Below are 23,918 nucleotides of genomic sequence, written 5' to 3' on the forward strand. Positions count from 1 at the left end.
AACAACTAAAGGTAGCCGGAGACTTTCTTCATAAAGGGGAGGGGTGATTACCTCCAAAATCTAAAATTCCGGCTTAGCTGTGGAGCCAACTGGCTCCACAGCACCTTTTAACTTAAACTAAAATACTATGAACAGAATAAACATAAGATTTGCAATCCTCGGGTTCAGCCTGCTTTTATGGGGCTGTGAGGGATATCTGGACGAGAAGCCCAATCAGAATCTGGTGGTGGTGAATACCCTGGCTGATGTGCGGAGTCTTCTTGATAATTCAAGTGTTTTTAACGAGCAGCCCGTGCTGGGGGTGTTGGCAGCAGATAACTATTACCTGGCTGATGCCGGGGTGGCAGATTTATCTGTTTACCAGATAGGTTCCTATTTCTGGATGGACGATCCTTTTCAGGGAGACTATGTAGGCGATTGGATTTCTCCCTATGAGCAGGTGTTCTATGCCAATGTGGCACTGGATGCATTGGATAAATTGGATGATAATGAAGGTTTAGGATCCGCTGAACTCAGGGGAGAGGCCTTGTTTCACCGTGCTTATGCCTATTATCAGTTGCTTCAGTACTTTGCCCCTCCTTACAAGATGGCTGGTGGAAATGATCAGTTGCTGGGTATTGTGCTGAAGGATAGCCCTGATGTCAATGAAGAGGCATTTCGATCCAATCTAGAGGAATGTTACCGGAAAGTTCTGGATGATCTGAATGAAGCGGTGACTCTTTTACCGGATTTTCAGCTTCCTAAAACCAGACCAAGTAAAGTTTCTGCGCTAGGAATGCTGTCCCGTCTGCATTTGACCCTATTTGACTATCAGGCGGCTGCAGCTACGGCAAGAGAAGCATTGGAGCTATATCCTGATCGGCTTGATTTTAGGGAAGCGGATGAGAATGCCCGCTTTCCCTTTGAGCGGATGGGAAAGGAGGTCATGTATTATTCCGCTTTGTTGACTGTTTCATTCAATAGATCTTCCGAAGTATATGTAGATACTTTGCTGGCTGCTTCCTATTGGGAGAATGACCTTCGTCTTCCGGTTTATTTTGACTCAGTGGGTCCAAATAGGCTCTCCTATACAGGAAGGCTGTCCGGTACCACTGGCATGTTTGGAGGTCTCAGTGTGGGAGAATTGGAGTTGAACCTGGCAGAAGGACTGGCCAGAACTGGGGATGAGGCTGGGGCAAAGGCGGTGTTGGAGGAGTTCTTTTCCAGAAGGATCGCTGGTGATGAAATTCCAGCGGTGGATTTCGAAGGAAAAGAATTGATTCAATTTATCCTGGATGAAAGGAGAAGGGAGTTGATAGGTAGGGGGCTCCGTTGGACTGATTTGAGGAGAATAAATCAGGAAGCGGATTATGAAATAACCTTGGAAAAATCTTTGAATGGAGAGTCCTATGTGTTGGAGCCTAATTCGGTGAGGTACACCTATCCTATACCTGATGACGAGATTGTATTATCCGGTATCCGGCAGAATGAAAGGTGAAAAAATTCCCAGGGAAGAATTACCCTGGGAATTAACCTTTTATCATAAGGCTACATATGTGCCTTCTTCCAGATTCTCTATGGTGCCAAATGGATTGTCATTGACAAATTCCACTGCACATTCCTGAGAACTTTCATCGCATTCATAATCCACAAGGATTTCCTCATTGGTTATCTCACGATAGCCGTTGGTCATCGCATAGTCGGGATGAGAATCTGGGGTCCAGACTTTGGTGGCAGTTTTTTCCGCCATCATAGTCGGTACATTCATGGCCATGGCCATGGTTGCTCCGAGCACTAATCCCAGTGCTGGAAGCATTTTAGATAGTTTATTCATGGTATTGTCCTGTTTTTTAACAGATCAAAAACAGGAAAACCGTTTCAGGTTGTTTGCCTACTCTAAAAAAGGGTTTTCGGCATCTCCCTTTCAGAGACTCATCGGGTACTAGCCAGTCTCTTACCCCAGGCTATCAAGAGAAATGAGTCTCTTTTTTAGCTAACCTTTGAGGTCTTCAAGACCTCGAAGGTTTTATTAAATGGCAAGTCTTCACAGACCATTTACCATCATTAACCTTTGAGGTGTCATCCCGAAACTCCATAGGCGAGTGAGGGATCTCCTCGAAGGTTTCTTATTCCTTTTTTTTGTGTGGTGATGCTTTTCCAGTCTGCTCCAACTTCATCATTCTACATTTGGTATTCATTATTCGAACTTACCGACTTATGTTGTGCTGCTTCTCCAGAAGCAGCACTTTCATCCAAAACCTCACATCCAACATCGGACACCTAACCTCCAACTTCCCTGCTTCCAAACCTCCAATCTTGATAATTGGTCAAGCGGACTATTATCAACCAACTTCCCGTTTCTTTTGTCCGTGGTCTGCACCGTGGTCTGTGTCTCCACAGACCACTATTGTTTTCGTTGATGGTAATTTGTTGATCGGGGTTTGTAATCCCGTTTCCATCTTGCTGGCAATTATTTCCCGTCTCCGAATCACAATCCCGGGCCAGCGCTGGTGAAATGCCATTACTTTTTTACCCAGGGTTGCGTCGTGCCTCCTTACCCTGGGCTATTACTATTGCATGCCTTCAGCCTGCTTCCAGACTTTTTAGGTTGTGCTGCTTCTCCAGAAGCTGCACGCTGAGACATCAAGCTGTTCGATATTTGCAATGTCCGCTCCGTGGTCTGAGTCTCCATAGACTACTAGCAATGATTTCCAATCCGTTTTTCGTTTCCATCTTGCTGGCAATTATTTCCCGTCTCCGAATCACAATCCCGGGCCAGTGCTCGGGAGGATTTTAATGCCCGTTTTGCGCCGGGTTGAAACCCGCCGCTACCCAGATTTCGTCCCTATGGGACTTTGCGTTCGATAGTTTCTACCTTGACTCCCGCACCGTGGTCTGTGTCTCCACAGACCACTATTGTTTTCGCTGATGGTAATTTGTTGATCGGGGTTTGTAATCCCGTTTCCATCTTGCTGGCAAATCGCCTCCGTCTCCGATTCACAATCCCGGGCCAGCGCTGGGGAAGATTTTAATGCTCGTTTTGCGGCGGGTTAAAACCCACCGCTACCCAGATTTCGTCCCTATGGGACTTTGCGTTCGATAGTTTCTACCTGACTCCAATTTTATCATTTGACATTCATCCTAACGCCCCAAATACCCTTTTTCCCTGCACCGTGGTCTGTGTCTCCACAGACCACTATTGTTTTCGCTGATGGTAATTTGTTGATCGGGGTTTGTAATCCCGTTTCCATCTTGCTGGCAATTATTTCCCGTCTCCGAATCACAATCCCGGGCCAGCGCTGGGGAAGATTTTAATGCTCGTTTTGCGGCGGGTTAAAACCCACCGCTACCCAGATTTCGTCCCTATGGGACTTTGCGTTCGATAGTTTCTACCTGACTCCAATTTTATCATTTGACATTCATCCTAACGCCCCAAATACCCTTTTTCCTTTAGGGGTCGGGGGCTATTGCCTGTCGCCATTTTCAATTATTCATTTTTAATTCTTTTTTCAAATGATACGACCGTCACTTTAAACTTTTCACTTTAACCTTTCCAATCGAAGTGCTACCACCGCTATTCCAATACAAATCATATTCAACACAAAATGCTCTGCCCATCCCAGATTCTCCAAGATCCCTGCACAATTACAGGGCACCCTCGGAAAAGCTCCTACCCAAATCAACCCCACATAAGTGGTGAAAACCGTCAGTAGTATTATACTTCCCAGATATCCCCACCATCGGGTTACTGAAAAGAGCAGGAGCAGGGCAATCAGCAACTCAGTGATCGGTACCGTATAAGCCAGTACCTCCGCTAGTTCTGCCGGGAAGGTCTGGTTATGGAAAGCCTTTCTACTCGCATCCCAGCGGATCAGTTTATCCAATCCGGTATAGGTCCAGAGGATGATTAGTGGGATGCTGAGAATTCGGTTCATAATCGAAATATTTTGGTTAGCAGTTATAGTCTCCCTCTGCCCCGGAGCCTTTCTAGCAGGATTGCGGGTAGAGGGGTATGGCGAGGCAGTTTATGCTGCTGATAGCTGAAAGAAATTTAGATGTCTGATTATCAAAGTGCTACCTCAAATGAGGGAGAAGGCCTTCTAGATCAAGAAAAACCTTCATTTGAGGGTTTTTTATAAAAAAAAGCAGGGATTCTTAGTTGTTTATTTGGATCAAATCCGCCTTAACAATAAATTAACATTGAATAATTAGTTGGTTTTTCATAAGATTCTTTCGAAAAGCTTTTCACCCTACATTTTGAATTAGTACAATTTTACTACTAGAGATATGGAAAAGCGTGAGTACATGAATCAGCTGATTGCTGATAACAACAGGATCAGGAAGTTTTCTGATGAGGCCTATGAGGCAGTATTTCAGAAACTCACATTGCGAAGGGTATCCAGAGGCGAGATACTCAAAAAGGTGGATACGGTGGATGTCAAAAGCCGCTATATCTGTGAAGGTTTCTTGGGACTTTTTCAGGAAGGGAAAAAAGGGCTTCAGTTGTTCAGGATTTTTGGCAAGTCGGATACAGCATTTGATGAGCAGTCATTCAGGAGCAACGCTCCTTCCAAGACCATGATCAGGGCTTTGTCAGATACCGTGTTTCTGGGGTTTACCCTAGAGGCGGAAACAGAGATACTTTCCAGAAAGCCGGAGTTCTATTCCCTGGCATTGGAAGTAGCCCACCGCATTAATAAGCGGCATGTAGAACAGGAAGCTATCAAAACCAGAAAGTTTATGGATGGTTTTCCGCTCCTGCTCAAGAAGTATCCTGGGATAGGTCAGCACCTCAAAAATCAGGATTTGGCAGATTTTTTCAATTGCAGTATCAGCACCGTAGAGCGACATAAATACCCAATCATGAATGAGTATGAAGGCAGTCTTTGAATTTCCAGTAGCCATGAACAGACATTGTATTGCCCTGGACGTGGAGGTGCTCCGATGGGCCTGGGCTGCTGGTCTGTTTGAAAGCCCCGCCGAATTGGAACGTTGCAGAACTCAAAAGATCAATTGGTTTGCCGCCTATCTTTTCCCAGAGGAATTACCCTTGAAACTGGAGCTGATCATGAAGTTCTTTTTGTGCCTGTTTCTGTTGGATGATCTCCTGGATATATACCTGGATAGAGATATGGAGCATTACCTCATTCATCTCCGGTCCGGAAAAGCTTCTCATCCCGTCCCCAGATTGGAAAAGCTGGGCGCTAGCCTTCTGCAATTCAATCAGGAAATAGTTCAAGCTAATGGAGTGTCGGGACTAGGAAAGCAATGGGAGCAAACCTGGCAAGATCATCTGGAGGCCTTGCAGTGGGAACTGAGGAGTAAAAGATCAGCTGTTCCTCCTGTCTTGGAAGCGTATAGAAGGTATAGACCCATAGCCTCCGGAGCCTACCTGGCCATGGGTTTTCTGAGGACAGACAACACTTTTCTTGATTGCTTTAGTGAACTACTGGAATCCCAGTTGGCCAGGTTTATCTGCCTCTCCAATGATCTGGCTTCCCATACCAAAGAGCTAAAAATCGGAGACTTTCATAATGAAGTACTCATCCTCAGGGAGGAAATAGGTGATATAGCGATTGGCTGGGTACAAAATGAAATTGTAAGGCTTAGGAAAAGCATTTGGATGCTGGCCGAGCAGGTCGGCTCCCAGTCAGAGCAATGCGATAGATGGGCCCGCAGCCTTTTGTTACAGGCTGGGGGATGTACTGCCTGGACGGCTGAGACCTCCAGATATCAGGTTTATATCAACGGTAATTCTGCTACACACTAAAAATCTGAGGAGGTGTATGATGATTAATAAACGTGCTGTAATCTATCCAAAAGACATTGTCTGCCTGACGGGAAGAAGTGAGCGATATGCCCAGATCATGATGCATAAAGCCCGTGCTTATGTCAACAAAGAACCCCATCAGTTTGTGACCGTATCCGACTTTGCCCTTTTTTCGGGGATTCCAGAGGAGGTCATCCGGAAGTACATGCTCTAAAGCCCAGTAAGGCATGAGCAGTGCTGAGCCAGGCCATAATGCTTGTTTTACTATAGTGCCGCTTTGCTGCAGTGGGCAAGCAGCTCGAGTCCCATACCAAAAAAGCCTATCCTTATGAGGTTCAAGTTGAGGCTTCCTTGAACCGCCTTCATCATTCGGGTTTGGAATCAAAACTGCTCAGCTCATCCTTGTAAAGTAAGTAAAAATACGTAAAGGAGAACCCTGCTCGGATCTTTGGAAAAAGGGGGATTTCTCCGATGCTTCTTCGATGCTACCCCGATGCAGCTTCGATAATTCATCGAAGGAGAAAGGTAAATGCATAGAGGGATACTAGTGTGAAATACGTAGTTGGTGTTTCCGGGATCATCCTGGGGAATCCCAGCTCTTTAAATACGAACAGTTTGCAAGAAATCTTTAAAAATCATGGGAAAAGTCACAGATGGTTTATTGGGAGGAATCTCCGGAAAGGTGGGGAATTTGGTTTTTTATCAGGTCAATGGAGAGACCCTGGTCAGGTCCAATTCCGGCAATAGAAGTGGTACTACCGCGCTTCAGAGTTATAATCAGCAGGCTTTTGCCTTGGTGCAGGAGTTTTTGTCACCTATGAAAAGAGAGCTGGCCATTGGGTTTGCCAGCTTTAAAAAGGGGACCAAGCGAGGCATTGACCGGGCCAAGAGTTTGATGCTCAAGAACGGGATTTATCCTCAGGACGGCATCCCCCTGCTACAGCCTATGAAGGCCTTGGTCTCCTCAGGAGATCTGACTGGGGTAAAGGATGGGGTGCTGGGAGTTTTTGAGGATTCAAGTTTCAGCATTGAGTGGACACCTAATAGTTGGGATGGTTCGGCCCGGGATTCTGACCAAACCTTTGTGGTGGTATATGATACCGGGAAGCAGCGGGTATTCAGTAAGCAGGGAGCTTGCTATCGCAAAGATGGCTTTCAGGAAATAGAGTTGCCTTGGAGCAACATAGATAGATCCTCTGGGCTGTATGTTTACTTTTCTTTTTATTCCGAGCGTGGCAGCAAAGTCGAATTTTCAGATTCAGTATGTCTGGGGAAAATTGAATAGAAAAGTATTAAGATTGGAATCAAGACAAAAGATAGAGCTGGTCTGGTCACCTTGGGTAATGAAGTCTTCAGACTGCCGATAGATTACCGTCCCTACAGGTCTTCATATCTCCATCTTGCTGGCAAATCGCCTCCGTCTTTGAATCACAATCCCGAGCCAGCGCTGGGGGAATGGTTCTATATTGAACCCATGGTTGCGTCGTGCCTCCTTACTCTGGGCTATTACTATTGCATGCCTTCAGCCTGCTTTCAGACTTCCATCTCTGCCACCCTAGCGAATAAGGACTAATACGCTTCGACTCCGCTCAGCGTGACAGGCTTCCTACCCTTTGGTAAACAGGTATGCCGTTCGGAAGGAAAGGGGAACGTGATTTTAGTAACCACGGTCATTTCGAAGGAGCTCCTAAATTGATGAAAGAAGCTAATTCTGATTATGCGACTGAGAAATCTCAATCGTAATTCTTAACAGTAACATTGGGGGAGATTTCTCCTCGCATCAGCATTTTCGAGTAGTAAAACATACACGTTTGCTCGTCGAAATGACCCTGTAACGCGATCTCGGTACAGTTAACCTTCCGACTACCGATACCCAGCAACGGTCACCGGTCACCGGACACCTAACTTTCTGACTCTACCTACTTTCAGCTTTGACCTTCTCCCACTAAGTCTGAGACTGCCGCGGCTCGTACCTCACCTCGCAGTGACGGTCACCAACACCAAACACCCAACTTCCCGACCTCCCGACTTCCCGACCTCCAAAATATTGAATACCGAATGTCAAAATACCGAAAACGGCAACTTTAAACTTTTCATTTTAAACTCTCAACTCTTCCATCTTGCTGGCATCACGTCTCCGACTCCGAATCAGGATCACGGGCCAGCGCTGGTTAACCATTAAATCCTTAATCCCAGGGTTGAAACCCTAGGCAATAATATGAACCGCCCCTATGGGGCTGATTATTAAAATCTAGTCGTTACTTGGACTGCGCGGGGGGAAGTCAAAATAGCGGGCCAGCCTGTCCCGATAACGAAGTGTATCGGGAGACTGTTGGCCTAGTGCGGCTGAAGCATTATTTTGACAAGACTTTTGGATACTTTTGGTCTCAAAAGTATCGAGAGAAAACAACTTTCGCATAAGCCATTATGGTAACTAGGGAAGTTGTCGATTGAATAAAAATAGTTGTCCAATCTGGCTTTTCGGTAATCTTGCTGGCAATTACTTCCCGTCTCTGAATGGGGATGGTGTGCCAGCGCTGGTGAAATGCCATTACTTTTTTACCCAGGGTTGCGTCGTGCCTCCTTACCCTGGGCTATTACTATTGCATGCCTTCAGCATGCTTCCAGACTTCCATCTCTGCCACCCTAGCGAATAAGGACTAATACGCTTCGACTCCGCTCAGCGTGACAGGCTTCCTACCCTTTGGTAAACAGGTATGCCGTTCGGAAGGAAAGGGGAACGTGATTTTAGTAACCACGGTCATTTCGAAGGAGCTCCTAAATTGATGAAAGAAGCTAATTCTGATTATGCGACTGAGAAATCTCAATCGTAATTCCTAACAGTAACATTGGGGGAGATTTCTCCTCGCATCAGCATTTTCGAATAGTATCACATTCAGGTTTGCTCGTCGAAATGACCCTGTAACGCGATCTCGGTACAGTTAACCTTCCGACTTCCGATACCCAGCAACAGTCACCGGTCACCGGACACCTAACTTTCTGACTCTACCTACTTTCAGCTTTCAGCTTTGACCTTCTCCCACTAAGTCTGAGACTGCCGCGGCTTGTACCTCACCTCGCAGTGACGGTCCCCAACACCAAACACCCAACTTCCCGACCTCCCGACTTCCCGACCTCCAAAATATTGAATACCTAATGTCAAAATACCGAAAACGGCAACTTTAAACTTTTCATTTTAAACTCTCAACTCTTCCATTTGCGGAGGTGTCTCATTCTGGCCAAGCGTATGAGGTTCAGTTTTTAGATTTCAAACTTTAGCCTTTTGACTTCCATGTCTGCCAATCCCAGGCACAAAATAAACTATTCCGAAGCCTGCGAACATAACGCACATTCGATTGATAACCAGTCTAGTAGAGTGGAATTTTCCTGCATGTTTAACCTAAAACCCATATACATATGGCAAAACAAACAGGAATAATTACACTAAAAGGTCCAGTAGGAAGATTGTCTTTTTACAAGACCAAAGATGGCTATCTCGCACGGGAAAAGGGCGGAGTGGAAAAGTCCAGGATCATGAATGATCCCCGCTTTGCAAGAACCCGGGAGAACATCCGGGAATTCACCGACAATGCCACCTCCTCCAAATTGCTAAGGGATGCGCTGAGGCCGGTGATCTCTCAGATCGGAGACAAGCGGCTCAACCTTAGAATCACCCAATCCATGATGCAGGTGCTCAAATCAGACCTGCTCAATGTCAGAGGAGAGAGAAGGGTAAAAGACGGGGATTGGAATCTGATCAAGGACATGGAGATGAATGCTTCCTCATCCTTGGGGAGCACTCTTTTCTTTGAGCTTGGTCTCAATGATACTGCGGCAGCTTGGGAGGTTTCACTTCCGGCATTTAATGCACAGGATATGATTGCGATCCCAAGTGGTGCAAGCCATTACAAGATCACAGCCACAGGAGTGGGAGTGGATTTTGATTTGGGCAGCCGTACTGTAGTCAGTTCAGGTACAGGGTCAATTTCTATTCTGGCACCTGTTCTTCCCCAAACACTGACAGTGGACAAAACCCAATTGAGTGGAACCCACTTTGTGTTTGTATTGAGTGTGGAGTTTGTGCAGATGGTGAACGGTAGCGAGTACTCCATTAACAACGGAGCGCACAATGCCGCCAAGATCGTGGGCGTAGAACAGGCCTAAGATGCGACTGGTACTGCATAGAAAGTACCGGGCAGGGATTACCCTTGGGAGATTATTCCTGGGAGAGCAGCAGCTCTGCTTTACCCGGGAGCCTCCCAAGGCTTGCTTTGGTACGGGCACTCTCTGTGTGGAGGAAGGGGTCTATGAACTGGAGCCCATCCACTCAGAGGAGAAAGGCTGGGAGATAGGAGTTGCGGATAAAGGGAAGATTTCCGCTTATCCCTGGGAGGAGCCTATGGTTTCCAACTGTATCTATCCCCTGACCTGCTACCGGGCTGACGGTACCCCTTTGTTTACCAAACTGGCATTTCTGAAACTTCTGGAAAGGCTGGAGCGGGAATGGGAGCGGGGAGAAGTGGTAGAGCTGCAGATTATATCCGAAGGAGTTCCTTACCTACTGGAATCATGTCTGGAGCAGAGCTACTCTTGAGTCTGGCGGGGGCGGTGACCATGATGCTGCTATCGGTGATCGCCTATTTCCTGAAGCTGCTGATCGAAGATACCCGTCAGTTGAGCGGGGAACTGGCCAAGCTGAAGGAGCTCTTTATCCGCCTGGAAGCTGAGCAGGCACTGCTGAAGAATGTACTGCAGCGTACCCGTAGCCCCCCGGTTTAGAATCAGTGATCTGTCAACCGTGGACAGTCGACCGTGGACCGTCGACCCCTGACACTTGTACTGAGCGAAGTCGAAGTATAGGTTTCCAGAACACTTAACATTTAACACTTAACATTTCAACAATGAATATACTATCAGAAATAAAACAAAGGGCCTCTGCGCCCACACCTCCTTTTTTCCAAATGCTTAAAAAGGCAGGTTTGCTGATAGCTGCCGTAGGAACGGCCGTGCTTACAGCACCGGGAATGGTGCCTGAACTTCTGCTGGAATATGCAGGCTATGCGATTACTGCCGGCACAGTGCTGGTCAGCATCTCCCAGCTCACCGTGGATGAGGGCTTGGAAGAGAAGCTGATGGCATCGGTGAAGTAATCAATTGAACCTTCATTAACCTTTGGGGTGTGGTTCCGATCTGTCGCAGGCAAGAGCGGAACCTCCCCGAAGGTTTCTGGATTCTTGGAGGGAATGACCAGTCAAAAAAGTGTATGCTGGACTTTTGCTCCTTATTAACCTATTGTTGCTCTTTTAGTAAAGAGGGTTGGTATTGGTTAGAAGAGCTTTTACACTGCTAATGACCGGAATCTTGCCGTGCTGGCTATGGTCTGTCTGGAAACCCCAATCAGATCTCCCAGGTCCTTTTGAGTAAGTAAATCCAGCAAGATGTAGGATTTGCCCTTATGGTCATGTACCTGAAGATCAAAGAAGGAGTCTATGAATGTCAGCTTTTCTAGCGCTTTCTTTTCATGTATTTTTTTAAGCTTTTTCTCTGCGCTACACCACCTTTTGACCAGATAGGAGATGAACCATTCTGATGTTTCAGGAGATTGAATCACCATTTTCTTGAAAAAATCCCGACTATACACCCTCAGCTTGGTGTCGATTAGCGATTTAGAAAATTCAAAAAATTGATTGTTCAGGTATCGCAGATCTCCGAAGAAATCACCTTTCAACAGCACATCAAAGGTGAACTCCTCTCCATCTTCTGTATAGCTGCCCAGTTTGATGGCTCCTTCTAGAATCTCATAGATATAAAGATGCTCAGAGCTAGGGTCGTAGATATACTCGTTTTTTTTTATCACACATTCCTTGACCATTCCAGACATTTGATCACCATGAGTAAGGGAAAGCTTATCATAGAATCTGAAACTGCTGTAGGATTCGTTATTTGGACGTACGGGGGTTGCCATTATTTTGGTTGATTGCTCACCAAATTTACCCTATAGAATCCATGCTTAGGTTATGCGTGGTTTAAGTATTGATTATTCGAAGATTACCCCCAAAGCATTTTCAGGAGAGTAAATAAAACTAACTCTCCTGAAAATGAATGGGAAGAAGCATGGATATGGGGGCACACCATATTCATGGCTTGCTGTTACTTTTTAATGCCTGGGTAAAAGGTGCTTTCCGGCAGTTCTATGGAAAGATTGAGTAGGTACTTGACTACAGGAGCCACATCTACCAGTCCCATTTCTTGTATTTCTACATTTTCTTTGATTCCTGCGCCCCAGGCTATAAAGCCCGTTTCTATCTCGTCAAAATCAGGGAAATACCCGTGAGTCCCCCCTCTAGCGGCTTTTAATACACTGCCACTAGTAGATCCGGAGAATGAAATGCCCTGAATAGGCGCCAGGGCAAGAACTGCATTTGGATCGGCTCCTATCAGGTCCAGTTCTTCCCGCTTAACTACTCTAAATAGCTTTTTGATGTTTTTAGGTAGCTCGTTTAACAATTGCTTAACCTGAGCTAGGGTCTCTTCATCATTGGGATCCTTCAGGTGAAGGAATGCAGAGGCTCCACTCGTATGAAATGCAGCCTTCCAGTCGCCCCGGTCTGATTTATTTTCCATCAGGCCTGCTTCCACCAGCCAGATATTTGGACTAATGGAACTGTGTATATTGACAAACCCGTGATCCCCGGTAATTATAAATGCAGTTTTGTCCAGAATCCCTGCGCGCTCAGCAGCTTCCATGATTTTACCTATGGCCCGGTCTGTAGCGGCGATGGATTTGTAAACCATAGGTCCATCTCTTCCTTCTTCATGTTGAAAATGGTCAGTAGCGATCAAGTGCAGAGTAATCAAGTTGGGGCGATATGTTTCCAGTACATATCCTGCCATTTCACCTATACGGTCCTCCCTGTTCAGGTAATCACCATTAAAGGTTTTTTCGTTTAGCTTACCCAATACATTTAATTCCATTTCTGCTAATAGTCCCTTAGGGGTTTCCATTTCTCGCATGGGCTCTATTCTTCCATAACCTTCCAGACTCCAAAATTCGGGTAGGTTGTAATCAATGGGGGCATTTACCGAAACCGGCCATAGAAAACTGGCACTGGTCATGCCATCTGCTTTTACAGCGTCCCAAAGTGTAGGTACCTGGATCAATTCTGACTCCCAATACCAGCGGCCGGTTTGACCATTCGGTTCAAATGGCGCATTGTAGTAGATTCCATGTTGGGCAGGAAGGTGGCCTGTGATTACTGTAGTATGTGAGGGGTAGGTGACGGAAGGGAATACTCCCGTGACCCCAAGAGAGCGAGCACCTTCCCTCGCCATAGTTTGTAGATTAGGTGCTGGCCATTTTTCCTCCAGATAGAAATTGGGTCTGAAGCCATCAATGGAAATCAAAATCACATGCTCGGCTGGGCTGCTTTCCTGAGCCCTTGCTAAGCTCGAAATAGATAAACCCAGCGAGAATGCTATTAGTGTTTTATGATAAATTTTGGAGAACATATTAGTAATGAATTTATAGGAATCCACCCTCAATCAAACTGAGGGTGGATTATGAGAAAAGATTAGAAGAAAATTTTGCCAGAAAGCTGGAGTTGGAAAGGAGTTCCTCCTGGTGTGGTCACACCTACATTTGGATTCACTTCATACTCATAGGCTTTCTTGACCGGATCAAAGCTTCGGATGGTCAATAGGTTTTGATTGCCTAGGTTCTTGGTGGTTCCCCATTCTTTATTCAGGAGATTGGCTACGTTGAAAATGTCCAGGCCTAGTTCTATTCCAGATTTTCTTTGACCTGTGAAGTAGATTTTCTTTGCTGCTCTTAGATCCCAGTTGCCAAAGTATCCGTTCTCTCCACCATTTCTCACGGCCACCTTACCCAGACTTTCTCGGATGTAATCCTGAGCGAGGTTATCTGGGTTGGACAAAACAGCATTCATTCCTTCGATTATGGTTTCAGAAAGTCCTGGAGTCTCCGGGTCAAATACAAAGGCTAAGTCATTTGAACTCACAAAATCACCATTCACATTTCCGTTTACACGCAGGGAATACCGTGTCCCACCTATTCCTGAATACCTAACTCCAACAGTAAATCCCTTCCAGGAAGGCAAGGTGCCATATACTACTACCTTACTTCTGTACTGACCATTAGAGTAGCTCATTGCTGATAAATCTCTAGGATCATCTACCACCATTTGGAATAAGGTAGCACTGTTTGCTACGTTTCCATTGTAGGAGGTATTGTCCTTACTGTCATTCCAGGTATAGCTGGCAGAGATCTGACCGTCTTTGTAATATTGGTAGGTTCCATCAAGTACTATGGTAAAGGTGTTGTTGCGTCCTTCACTGTTCAGTTCCAATACTCTGCCTATTTCATTGGTTTTTCTACCTTGGGTCCAATCTGCATTACCATTTGATGTGCTGATGGTCTCAGCGGGAACATAAACACCTCTATTCCCTTCCTCAGTAAGCTGGAAATAAGGTTGATCCACCATATTTCTGTCCACATACATGTAGTTATTTCTTGCTAGCGAAGCAATGAAGTTCACTCCCAGTCGCAACTTGTTATTGATGATTCTATTGTACATCAGGTTTGCCTTATACACCGTAGGTACTTTGAGATCCTCACTGTTCATATTGATAGTGGTCACCGGCGAGATGCCAGGTTGGTTCAAAAGGTCTACTCCAGGTGCAGTGCTCGGATCGTTTCTGTAGGATTCAAAATTTGGTGTAGGTACCAGATCTCCTGTGATATCTACAGCGAATATCTTGGTACCGTCAAATTGAAGGTTGTTGACATCAGAATAGTTGTTGAGCGCAGAGCCAAAGATACCAGCACCTACTCTTAGAATATCCTGTTGTTTTTCATTGATATCCCAAGTGAACTGGAATCGAGGCTGAATCTGAAAACCACCGGTTTTCACGTCTGTGCGCAGGCCTAATTCATCATATACAGTCTGGTTGAAGGAGGGACTGTTTTTGTATGTAGTATAATCCCCGCGTAAGCCTAACACTAGTTCCATTCCCTGCCCGAAGTCTGTAGCTGCTTGGGCATAAATACCACCTCCAAAAATACTCTGCTCTACAGTAGGATCCTCTGTGGCCACCTCTCTTGCATATCGGTAAGGCTGAAGGTTCTCAAAATTGTCCAATCCTGTAAAATAGAACCTGCCGTTGAATTCACTGGTGGCCAAGGAGGTAAGGTTGTTTAGAAGTAGGTCAGCTCCAAAGGTGTAATTGGTTCTGCCTTTAGTTAAGTAGAGGTTATTCACCAATTGGTATACGTTAGATTCAAAACGCTCAGGCAGGTATCTTTGTCCACCGAGTTGAATAGTGGTGTTGACATTCCTTCCATCTACTTCGGATTCTACTCTTTGTACTATAGCTCTTGGGATATTGGAGCTGGGCAATTGTTCATTGGGTCTGCCATCATCCAAAGTATAGAGGTATTGGAGCTTGAGCTCGTTGGTCAAGTTATTATTGATTTCTGTTCTTAAAGAGGCCATCAAGCTATTAGCGGTGGATAAGTGATCTCCATAGACCTCATAAAGGTTGATGGAACTATTGTCTGAAACACCTTGGCTATTAAGGTCTCGGGAAAAATTATTTCGAATGCTGAGCAGGTTGGCCTGGTTGATTTGATAATCTATTCTTGCAAAAGCAGTGTGAGAATATCTCTTTTTTTCAAAGCTTCCTGTTTGTGGGGATTCGGCAACCCCATATTCTTCTCTGGCGATTTCTAGGTAGCGGTCCAAAGATGCTTGGGATAAATTGTACCGGTTTTCATCTTCAGGGGTTCTGATATCTGCGATATAAAGTGGTCTTGCATCCCGCTGTCCATCATAGGCTAAGAAGAAATGCAACTTATCTTTAATAAAAGGTCCTCCTAGAGTAAAGCCATATTGCTGGATTGAAAACTCATCTTCTCTCTCATTGCCCCTGGTATCATATTTACTGGCCAGCCAGTCAGCTCTGTTGTAAAGGAAGGCTGATCCATGCAGGGTGTTGGTGCCGGTTTTTGTCACAGCACTTATTATACCTCCTCCACTTCGGCCATTGGTTACATCATAATCATTGGTTACCACCTCAAATTCCCGGATGGCTTCCATGGATATAGAGAATGGGCCCCTGTTGGTAGATCCACTCGATAGGGGACTTCTGTTGGTCATACCGTCTATGGTGTAGTTGGTGGACGAGTACAATTGGCCTAGTAAATTACTGCCTCTGGATACCGGTGAAAGATCAACCAGTGAGTTGAAATTCCTACCGTTTACAGGTAGAGTTTCCATGTCTTTGGCAGTTACGGCGGTTGAACTCCCAAATCTATCTATACTGTTGTTTAGAGAATTGGCGACAACACTGACCTCACTTAAGGTCTGGGTGTTTTCATCCAGTTGTATATCCAGCTTGATGCGTTCACCTTGATTCACTGCGTAACCAGTAAAGGTCTTGGTGCCATAGCCTAAATAAGTACAGGTCACCGTGTAGTCATTGGCTAGCGGAAGCTGGTTAATAATGTAATTCCCCGTCAAATTCGTTACAGCAGATGCGGTAAAGCCTGTTAATTCATTTTTAACCAGAATAGCAGCACCGATCAGGGGTTCTCCGCTTTGGTCTGACACCTTTCCGGAAATCGAAGCATTGGTAGCCTGGGAATAGGACTCTATGCTTACTCCGAGCAGCAAGAGGAATAACCAGAATCCAGCCTTTAAGTGGGTAAAAGTTTTTGAATTCATATTGAATAGTTTAGGGTTGATTTTTGCCCAAAACTAGATTCAACTGCCCCGCCGGGAATGTTAATTTTTAACATTCAAAAGGGGGTTAACAAAATGATAAAATGGGTAACATGAGGTAAATATGAAGTTTTGGTAAACTGGATAAGTGAATAGCATCAAGGTCATATGGCCTGTGAATTCTGGCTCTAGCCAGTGCTGGGACTAAACATTGATTCTTTTACCCAGGGTTGCGCCGTGCATCCGTACTTTGGCCTGCTCAGCGTGGATTCCCTTATTAGGCTCACATTTTTGATGACCTGTCCCCGATACCTGAGGAGAATCAGATGTCAGGCTTGCATAACATTATATTCCCCTAAAATCAGTTTATCACCTTGGTCGATTGACTTGGACTGGGGTGCCATGGAGTGAGTATATGCGGTTTTGGTTTACTTTTGCCCGTCTTCCACAGGAAGGGCAGAAAAAAAGAAGGATAATATATTCCAAGGCTAATAAAAATGAATTAAAGACTAGAGATGTTAGTTGAGATTTTTAGGATTGGTAGAGTCTTTAGTCGAAAGGAAATTTTATTTCTGACATGTAGCCACTCTAATTAAAATGAGAGCCATCTTTTAACCTAACAGAAGGTTAACATTCCCTTAGCCGATACTTTGATGGATGGATTTACATTCGAGCTAATGAAATCCCTCAAACTTGAATCCTGGTTTCTCTTGGCCTTTGGCCTATTCACTGCCTTTTGGGGCTTGGATTCCTTTAGTATTTACATTCTGGATGAAGCCAAAAATGCTGAGGCAGCCAGAGAAATGTGGGAAAATGCTTCCTGGTTTTTTCCTACCTTCAATGGGGAACCACGATACGATAAGCCACCTTTGCACTATTTTTTCTTTGGCATTGCTTACAAGGTATTGGGGGTGAATGCTTTTGCTGCCCGGTTTTTTCCTGCATTGGCAGGGTGGGTCTGTGGCCTTTTGATTTTCTTCCGAGTTCGGGAGCGATTTGGGGAAAAGGAAGCGGGTTGGGCTTATGTGGGCTTGATTGCCTCTTTGCAATGGGGCATTCAGTTTAGACTGGCTGTTCCGGATCCTTTTTTGATTTTATTTCTTACCGCTTGTATTTTGAAACTGGAGGCTTTTTTCCATGACGAGCAACATCCCAAAAAGCACCTGCGTCTGGCATCTGTTTTTCTGGCATTGGCTTTTCTAAGTAAAGGGCCTGTAGCATTGGTGTTAGTAGCAGGGACAGGTCTGGGGTACCTACTTTTGCAGCGCAAATCCCCACAATCCCTTTGGAAAAGGATGCTGGATCCTATGTCGGTTTTGATATTCTGTGGGATTGCCTTGCCCTGGTATTTTTTGGTGTACTATCATTATGGGGGTGAGTGGCTCAGTCAGTTTGTTTTTAAACATAATATTTCCAGATTTTCCCAACCTATGGAGGGACATGGAGGGCCTTTTTATTTGCCTTTTTTGTTCGCACTTGCGGGTTTTTTTCCTGCCTCCCTGCTGTTGTTTCTGCCTTGGAAAAATCGCTTTCGGAATTTGAGATCTCGACCACTGCTGTTGATTTCCCTTATTTATATAGGAATCACCGTATGCTTTTTCTCTATATCCAGCACCAAACTGCCAGGTTATATAGCACCTGCATTTCCATTTATGGCAGTGCTGTTTGGATGGCAGATTAAAGGAATCAACAGGCTTAAGGGAATTTTCCTAACCAATCTACTCATAGGGATTATACTGGTGGCTTTTCCCTTTGTGATCTTTTTTACCAGTGATTTACAGTTGGTCTATTTGGGAGAGGAACTTTCGGTGTCCCATTTTGCTCTACTTTTGGTTTTTGTTTTAGGGGCATTTCTTTGGCGTCAAAAGCCTGGGTTTAGTTTCCTTTTTTTAGGGGTAGGCTTCGGGTTGTTTAAGGTGATGCTGATTTCCCAAGTACTTCCATTGCTAGACCAACAGAATCCAGTCGTTCTCTCCATGCCTTTTTTGGAAAAAACCGAAGAGGTGGTTTACTGGAAAAGTTTCAATCCCGCCTTTCCTTTTCATCTGCAGAAAACAATCCCCGCCTGGGTTCCAGATGAAAATAGAGACGCTATCATCATCACGGATGCGAAGCATTTAGAATCATTTCCTGTTCCTTATCAGGAGATTTTCAGGGCGAAGGATACTTTTGAAAACAAGGAAACTGTCCTGATCAGGCAGATGCCCGTTTTGCCGTAATTTGTTGTTTGATTTTTCGTGTCCGGGTTTTGGAGGGCTTTGTTTTGAATAGGGATTTCCGGAAGATTTTTTTAGAAAAATACCTTAGTGTAAGTTCTCTCGCTACCCAGGTACAACTTATTCCAACCAGAGATCCAACTAAAATATCAATATAAAAGTGTTGCATCAAATAAACTCTACTGAATGCAACCAGAAGTCCGGTGAGCAAAAATGCATGTTTGAGCCTGCGGTCTTTGTAATAAATGATCATTAACCCCGCTGCAATCCCCATAGCAGTGGCTGTATGTCCTGAAGGAAAAGAGTTCCAATGGTGTAGGTTTAACCCAGGAACCTGGTAAAAGTCTATTCCTTGGAGGTATTCAATTGGCCTTGGCATGCCTTTGAATAGTCCCTGTTTACAAATACTTATAACTATCCCTTGCAGGAGTGCGCTGATGCACATAAAGATTCCATAGGACAATCGCTTCAAGGTTAAGATGGGAATCAGCCATAAAAACAAGATTCCATCGCCTAGATTAGTCCAGTATAGAAAGAAAAAATCAAGAACGGGATGGTGGAACTGGTTGGTCCATAGTTCCAGGTTTCCTTTGGGTATAAGCGAAACAAGCAAAGAAATAGGGATCAGGCTGTAAACCAGAATTCTTTGTGCTTGACAAATCCTATTTTTTTTCCTTTTCATCGTAAGGCAAGATAGAATCCCTCTATTTCCTTAGGAATTACAGCATATCAATTGATTTTTATGTTTTGGGGTTGAATGTTAGGCAGAAATTAAAGTTTCTGGTCTGTTGAAATTTTTCTTTACTCCTCAGAAATTCAGACTTAACAGGTTTTTCATCTGTTTATAATTTGTTTTTATAAGGTCAGATGGAATCTCGCATGGTTGATAATCATGCCAGTGTGTGACTTTGTAGTCATGCTCGAATTCTGATTACCACTATTCTTTCTTTTTCTCGTACATTTCAGTTTCATGGATTTCTGACGGCAGATGTCCGAATTGCTCCTTGAAAAGCTTTCTGAAATATTTCACGCTGGTAAAACCGACTTCGTAAGCTGCCTGAGCTACACCAAGTTTTTCTTCTTTGATGAGGGCAGCAGCCTTCTTTAATTTGACCGAGCGGGTGTACTGGTTGATGTTCTGGCCAGTGAGTGCTTTAAGTTTTCTGAAGAGAGAAGTTCTGCTCATCCCCATAGCCTGAGAGATCGTGTCCACATCAGTGACTTGCTCTGCTATTCCGCTTAGAATATGTGTTTCCAATTCTCTCAAAAAGGACTTTTCCCTACCAACAGCACTCTTTTCAGAGGGTGAAAGCTCCTCTTGCTGGGTGTTTTTTTCCAGAAAATAGGTGCGAAGGCGGATTTTTGCGTTTAGAAGGTTTCTGATTCTGGATTTTAGAATTTTACCTTCAAATGGCTTGGTAATATAATCATCTGCGCCCTTTCCATATCCAGAAGTGATGCTCTCGGTATTGCTTTTGGCAGAAAGCAAGATCACAGGAATATGGGTGGTTCCCGGATTTTCCTTTAGGACTCCGCAGAGGTCAATGCCGTTTTTTTCTGGCATCATGATGTCCGAAATGATCAGATCAGGAATATACTGCTTTGCTTTTTCCAAGCCTTGATTTCCGTTCTCTGCAAAAATCAGATCATAATCATCTGCAAGTAGTGTTTCCATATACTCCAGAATTTGCGGATTGTCATCTATGACCAATACCACCTCACGGTTTCCCTCCAGATCGAAACTGATGTTTGCATGCAACTTAGCAGGCTGTGGATCCGGAAGCCATTCACTAGTAGGCTCGACATGAAGTGAGCTCTGCTGATTTTCAGGCGCTTTCACGGGAATTCTGATCGTAAAGCAACATCCTTTTCCTGGCTGACTTTGAAGTTCTATAGAACCTTGATGGTCTTCAACAAGTCTTTTGGTGAGCGCCAAACCAATTCCTGTACCTTTTTCCTCAGTATTTACACCGCTTTGGTAGTACCAGTTAAACACGTGTTGCTGATGCTCGTAGGGAATTCCAGGTCCATTATCGCAGATACAGAGCTCAAACTCTCCGCTTAGTTCTTTGACTAGCACGGTTATCTGATTATTTGTCCGGCAGTACTTTAAGGCGTTGGAAAGCAGGTTGTTGAAAATGATATGAAGCTTTTGGATATCAACTGCTGCTATAAAATCAGGTTGAGGTAATTCGCTCTTGAGCCTGATGCCTTTGTGACGGGCTAGTGGCTGATACTGCTCTATCCATTGTTTGACAGGTTTCACGATTGGCTGGGATTTTATATTCAGCTCGTTGACATTGAGTTCTGCATTTCTGAACTCAAGAAGTTTGGAAATCATTTCATGCAGGTAGGTGGCATTTTTCTGGATTAGCTTCAGGACTTTGAGATGCTTTGCATTTTTAGTTTCAAGTAATAAATCTTCCACAGGAGCGATGATCAGCGTTAGGGGAGTTTTAAGCTCATGGGAAAATCCGGTGAAAAACTGTACGCGTTCTTCGTTGAGCTCATGTTCCAGATGCCTTTGTTTTTTTTCAAATAGAAGCGAGTTTTTCAACTTCAACCGTTCGGCATAGTAGCGCATTCCCGTCACCACCAAGGTCAGCAATAAAATAAGATATAGTAGATATGCTGGCCAGGTTTTCCAAAATGGAGGATGGATTGTGATTGCTATTTCATTTTCTGCTATGGTTTTGGTACCAGAACTTGCTCGGGCCATGAGTGTATATTCCCCCGGCGGAATGTTACTGAGATTAGCAGTTCCCGTTTGATTGGTTTCTATCCATTGACTATGGAATGGCTCCAATTTATAAGCGTAGTTTACATCTTTTCCTATGGGAAGTTTTAAGGCTACAAAATCTACAGATATCAAAGATTGATCGTGGGCTAAGTCGAGCTCAGGCAGGTAAGGAAGTGCCTGAGAGAGCCTGAAGCCATCTGCATCATTTATTACAGATGCTTTTTTATTCATCAATCGAAGGTCTGTGAAAATCAAGGGGTAGTTATTGGCTTGACTGTCCAGGGTTTTAGGATTGAAGGCATTGATGCCCTTATTTCCACCCATGTACACTTCGCCAGATTGGGTGACCAGCGCTGCTCCGATGTTGAATTCTGCAAGTTGGATGTTATTGATCGAGTTGAGATTGCCCACCTCATTGGTCTTTGGATCGAAAAAACTGATGCCTCTATAGGTGCCAAGCCAGATTTTTCCGTCTTTACCTTTGGCCATGCTGTTGATGGAATTGTTGCTGAGCCCGCTTTCATCGGTAAAAAGAGTGAATGCTTTGGTTTCTGGGTTTAATCGGATCAGTCCCTCATAGCGACTGCCGGCGATTACCTCGCCATTTTCCAGCACTTCTATGGCAAACACTACTTCGACAGGAAAACCTGGGATGGTGTTTTCATTGAAGAGCTCTTGTTCTCCTGTTAGATAGTTGTACCGGATAATCCCGTCACCGAAGGTAGCCAGCCAGAGATTTCCCAGGTTATCTTCGGCTATGTCACGGATGTCTATTTTTCCCAGCTGTCTGACGTAATCAAAATCGTCGATGGGTGGATGGTAGCGATACAGTCCACCTCTGTTCGTACCCACCCATATCTGTCCATTTTTTCCTTCAAAGATTTTACGCACATCATGTCCGTTTTCTTGGCTTCCCTGGAGGTAATGCTTGGATTTGCCTGTTTCCGTATCCAATAAATTCAACCCACCCTGGTAAGTCCCTACCCAAAGTCGGTCTTTACTGTCTTCCAAAAGGGAAATTATGTAATTATTGGAGAGGCTGTTGGGATCTTCGGGATTATGCGCATAATGGCTGATTCGCTCGGTTCGTGGGTCAAAGTAATCCAAACCTCCGCCGTCTGTACCGATCCAGATTTTGCCGTTGTTTCCCTCTGCGAGCGATCCGATTCTATCGTGGGAAATCGTTTCTGTTTTGGAAAGGTGGCGTTGGATAAGTTGTACAGGTTCGCCCTGAGGATTTACAAAATTTATTCCCGTACTGGTTCCAATCCACATGTATCCATCCTTGCTAAGCTTCAGGCTGGAGACAGTCCGGTTGAATACACTACTTCCATCTTGTTCGGGCTTAAACCATTTCAGTTCGATCGTTTGATCTTTCAAAAACCGGGCTGAATTCAGGATATTCAATCCACCATTTCTGGTGCCGATCCAGAGATTTCCAAAAGGCCCTTTTTCAAAGCAAAGTACATTTCCATCACTCAAGCCTAGCTTGGGCTGCTCGGAAGCCTGTAGCTTGAGCGTATCTCCTTGGGTAGTGATCACGCGAATTCCAGTATTTGAACCTACCCACAGATTGCCTAAATCATCGGTGAAAAGCGAATTGATGTTTGCAGGAAAGGAGGAGGCTGAATCCTCCAGAGCCGTTAGTTTGTTTAGTCGCAAATCTATTTTGTCCAGTCCTCGGTCAAAATGCCCTACCCAAAGGATGGAATCTCCCTGCATAGCTAGCGCTGAAATGCGTGTGGATGAAAGGGCATTTGAACCTGAAAGTTGATGAGTAAATGAGGCGATTACGCTGTCGGCATCCAGCACCTTTATGTCTCCTTCGAAGCTGGTAATGATTTTATGACCCTGGGGTCCGTCGATGATATTGCTGATTGAGTTTGGATTTAACCCTCTGAATAAGTCTGAATGAATGAAAGAATCAGATTTTGGGTCATAGGTACTTAATCCTTTATTGGTGGCTAGTAGTAGGTGCTGGTTCTGATCTATTATCAACTGCTCTATGTAGTTTGCCATGGGGCCTCCGGCTGGATTCCTGTTGCTTTTTCTATAAATCTGGAAGCCATGCCCATCGTATCGATTGAGTCCGTCTATGGTTGCGATCCAGATGAATCCCAGGGAGTCCTGTTCAATTTGATTGATGTAATTATTGGACAAGCCGTTTTGCACGTCAAGAAGGTAAAACGTCAGTTGATCCTGTCTGGTGAAAATTGAGCTAGAATCAAAATTTTGACCACTGCCGATCCGGCAAAAGCAAAGTAATAGCAAGGTTATAATAGTAGGCTTCATCTGTGCACAATCAATATAAAAGTCCTGAATAAAACCAGTTTTAATCCCGGGAATAGGCATTTGATCAATTTATACCCCCTTATTTGCTGATTTGTGTCCCCTATCTCTTTCGGATTTTCCAGAACATTGTTTTGAAGACTCAGGAGTTTTTCTTCTTGCCTTCGGCTTTAATTAATTAACAA

At 44.6% G+C, this 23,918-nt stretch carries 17 protein-coding genes; 10 read left to right on the top strand and 7 right to left on the bottom strand.

Translation table 11 applies throughout. The annotated features are described in order from the left end of the window. Nucleotides 1-127 precede the first annotated feature (127 nt). Entirely contained in the window at nt 128-1,477 is a 1,350-nt protein-coding gene (locus PBT90_RS02490) for a RagB/SusD family nutrient uptake outer membrane protein (protein ID WP_270131382.1), read from the top strand. 42 nt (nt 1,478-1,519) lie between these two features. Here the strand turns inward: PBT90_RS02490 and PBT90_RS02495 are convergent, their stop codons facing one another. Then, a complete protein-coding gene (locus PBT90_RS02495; protein WP_270131384.1) occupies nt 1,520-1,813 on the bottom strand; it encodes a DUF6520 family protein in 294 nt (97 codons plus the stop codon). A gap of 1,705 nt (nt 1,814-3,518) precedes the next feature. After that, on the bottom strand, nt 3,519-3,914 hold the full coding sequence (locus PBT90_RS02500; RefSeq protein ID WP_264808762.1) for a MauE/DoxX family redox-associated membrane protein: 396 nt from the start codon (nt 3,912-3,914) through the stop codon (nt 3,519-3,521). Between the two features lie 370 nt (nt 3,915-4,284). Here PBT90_RS02500 and PBT90_RS02505 point away from each other — a divergent pair, with 370 nt between their 5' ends. The 8 genes from PBT90_RS02505 to PBT90_RS02540 all read left to right on the top strand — a co-directional run bounded on the left by PBT90_RS02505 (nt 4,285) and on the right by PBT90_RS02540 (nt 10,899). After that, nucleotides 4,285-4,869 carry a cyclic nucleotide-binding domain-containing protein gene (locus PBT90_RS02505; protein ID WP_264808764.1) on the top strand — a complete coding sequence of 195 codons (585 nt, stop codon included), beginning with the start codon at nt 4,285-4,287 and terminating at the stop codon, nt 4,867-4,869. After that, nucleotides 4,853-5,749 carry a terpene synthase family protein gene (locus tag PBT90_RS02510; RefSeq protein ID WP_270131388.1) on the top strand — a complete coding sequence of 299 codons (897 nt, stop codon included), beginning with the start codon at nt 4,853-4,855 and terminating at the stop codon, nt 5,747-5,749. The genes PBT90_RS02505 and PBT90_RS02510 overlap by 17 nt, the downstream gene beginning before the upstream one ends. Nucleotides 5,750-5,765: 16 nt before the next feature. After that, on the top strand, nt 5,766-5,963 hold the full coding sequence (locus PBT90_RS02515) for a hypothetical protein (protein WP_264808766.1): 198 nt from the start codon (nt 5,766-5,768) through the stop codon (nt 5,961-5,963). Nucleotides 5,964-6,386: 423 nt separating this feature from the next. Then, nucleotides 6,387-7,034, top strand: a complete 648-nt coding sequence (locus PBT90_RS02520; RefSeq protein WP_270131390.1) for a DUF6266 family protein — start codon at nt 6,387-6,389, stop codon at nt 7,032-7,034. A 2,132-nt stretch (nt 7,035-9,166) separates the two neighbouring features. Continuing rightward, nucleotides 9,167-9,913 (top strand): hypothetical protein, encoded by a 747-nt coding sequence (locus tag PBT90_RS02525; protein ID WP_270131392.1) that lies wholly within the window; start codon nt 9,167-9,169, stop codon nt 9,911-9,913. Between the two features lies 1 nt (nt 9,914). Further along, on the top strand, nt 9,915-10,343 hold the full coding sequence (locus PBT90_RS02530; protein ID WP_264808769.1) for a hypothetical protein: 429 nt from the start codon (nt 9,915-9,917) through the stop codon (nt 10,341-10,343). Nucleotides 10,344-10,363: 20 nt separating this feature from the next. Then, complete coding sequence (locus PBT90_RS02535) at nt 10,364-10,528, top strand: hypothetical protein (RefSeq protein WP_270131395.1); 165 nt, start codon at nt 10,364-10,366, stop codon at nt 10,526-10,528. 122 nt (nt 10,529-10,650) lie between these two features. Continuing rightward, entirely contained in the window at nt 10,651-10,899 is a 249-nt protein-coding gene (locus PBT90_RS02540) for a hypothetical protein (RefSeq protein WP_264808772.1), read from the top strand. Between the two features lie 188 nt (nt 10,900-11,087). On the opposite strand, the gene PBT90_RS02545 is transcribed toward PBT90_RS02540, so the two are convergent. The 3 genes from PBT90_RS02545 to PBT90_RS02555 all read right to left on the bottom strand — a co-directional run bounded on the left by PBT90_RS02545 (nt 11,088) and on the right by PBT90_RS02555 (nt 16,491). Further along, nucleotides 11,088-11,714, bottom strand: coding sequence for a Crp/Fnr family transcriptional regulator (locus PBT90_RS02545; protein WP_270131397.1), 627 nt, complete (start codon nt 11,712-11,714; stop codon nt 11,088-11,090). Between the two features lie 185 nt (nt 11,715-11,899). Then, nucleotides 11,900-13,258, bottom strand: coding sequence for an alkaline phosphatase family protein (locus PBT90_RS02550; protein ID WP_270131399.1), 1,359 nt, complete (start codon nt 13,256-13,258; stop codon nt 11,900-11,902). A 62-nt stretch (nt 13,259-13,320) separates the two neighbouring features. After that, nucleotides 13,321-16,491 (bottom strand): TonB-dependent receptor, encoded by a 3,171-nt coding sequence (locus PBT90_RS02555; protein WP_270131401.1) that lies wholly within the window; start codon nt 16,489-16,491, stop codon nt 13,321-13,323. A 674-nt stretch (nt 16,492-17,165) separates the two neighbouring features. Here PBT90_RS02555 and PBT90_RS02560 point away from each other — a divergent pair. Beyond that, a complete protein-coding gene (locus PBT90_RS02560; RefSeq protein WP_270131403.1) occupies nt 17,166-18,707 on the top strand; it encodes an ArnT family glycosyltransferase in 1,542 nt (513 codons plus the stop codon). On the opposite strand, the gene PBT90_RS20430 is transcribed toward PBT90_RS02560, so the two are convergent. Both PBT90_RS20430 and PBT90_RS02565 read right to left on the bottom strand, forming a co-directional pair. Continuing rightward, nucleotides 18,682-19,386: a phosphatase PAP2 family protein gene (locus PBT90_RS20430; RefSeq protein ID WP_396127658.1), complete on the bottom strand. Its 705-nt coding sequence runs from the start codon at nt 19,384-19,386 to the stop codon at nt 18,682-18,684. The two genes, PBT90_RS02560 and PBT90_RS20430, sit on opposite strands and share 26 nt — an antisense overlap. A gap of 255 nt (nt 19,387-19,641) precedes the next feature. Next, nucleotides 19,642-23,736 carry a two-component regulator propeller domain-containing protein gene (locus PBT90_RS02565; protein WP_270131411.1) on the bottom strand — a complete coding sequence of 1,365 codons (4,095 nt, stop codon included), beginning with the start codon at nt 23,734-23,736 and terminating at the stop codon, nt 19,642-19,644. Between the last annotated feature and the right edge of the window lie 182 nt (nt 23,737-23,918).

Source organism: Algoriphagus sp. TR-M9, assembly GCF_027594545.1.
GTDB classification, from domain to species: domain Bacteria; phylum Bacteroidota; class Bacteroidia; order Cytophagales; family Cyclobacteriaceae; genus Algoriphagus; species Algoriphagus halophytocola.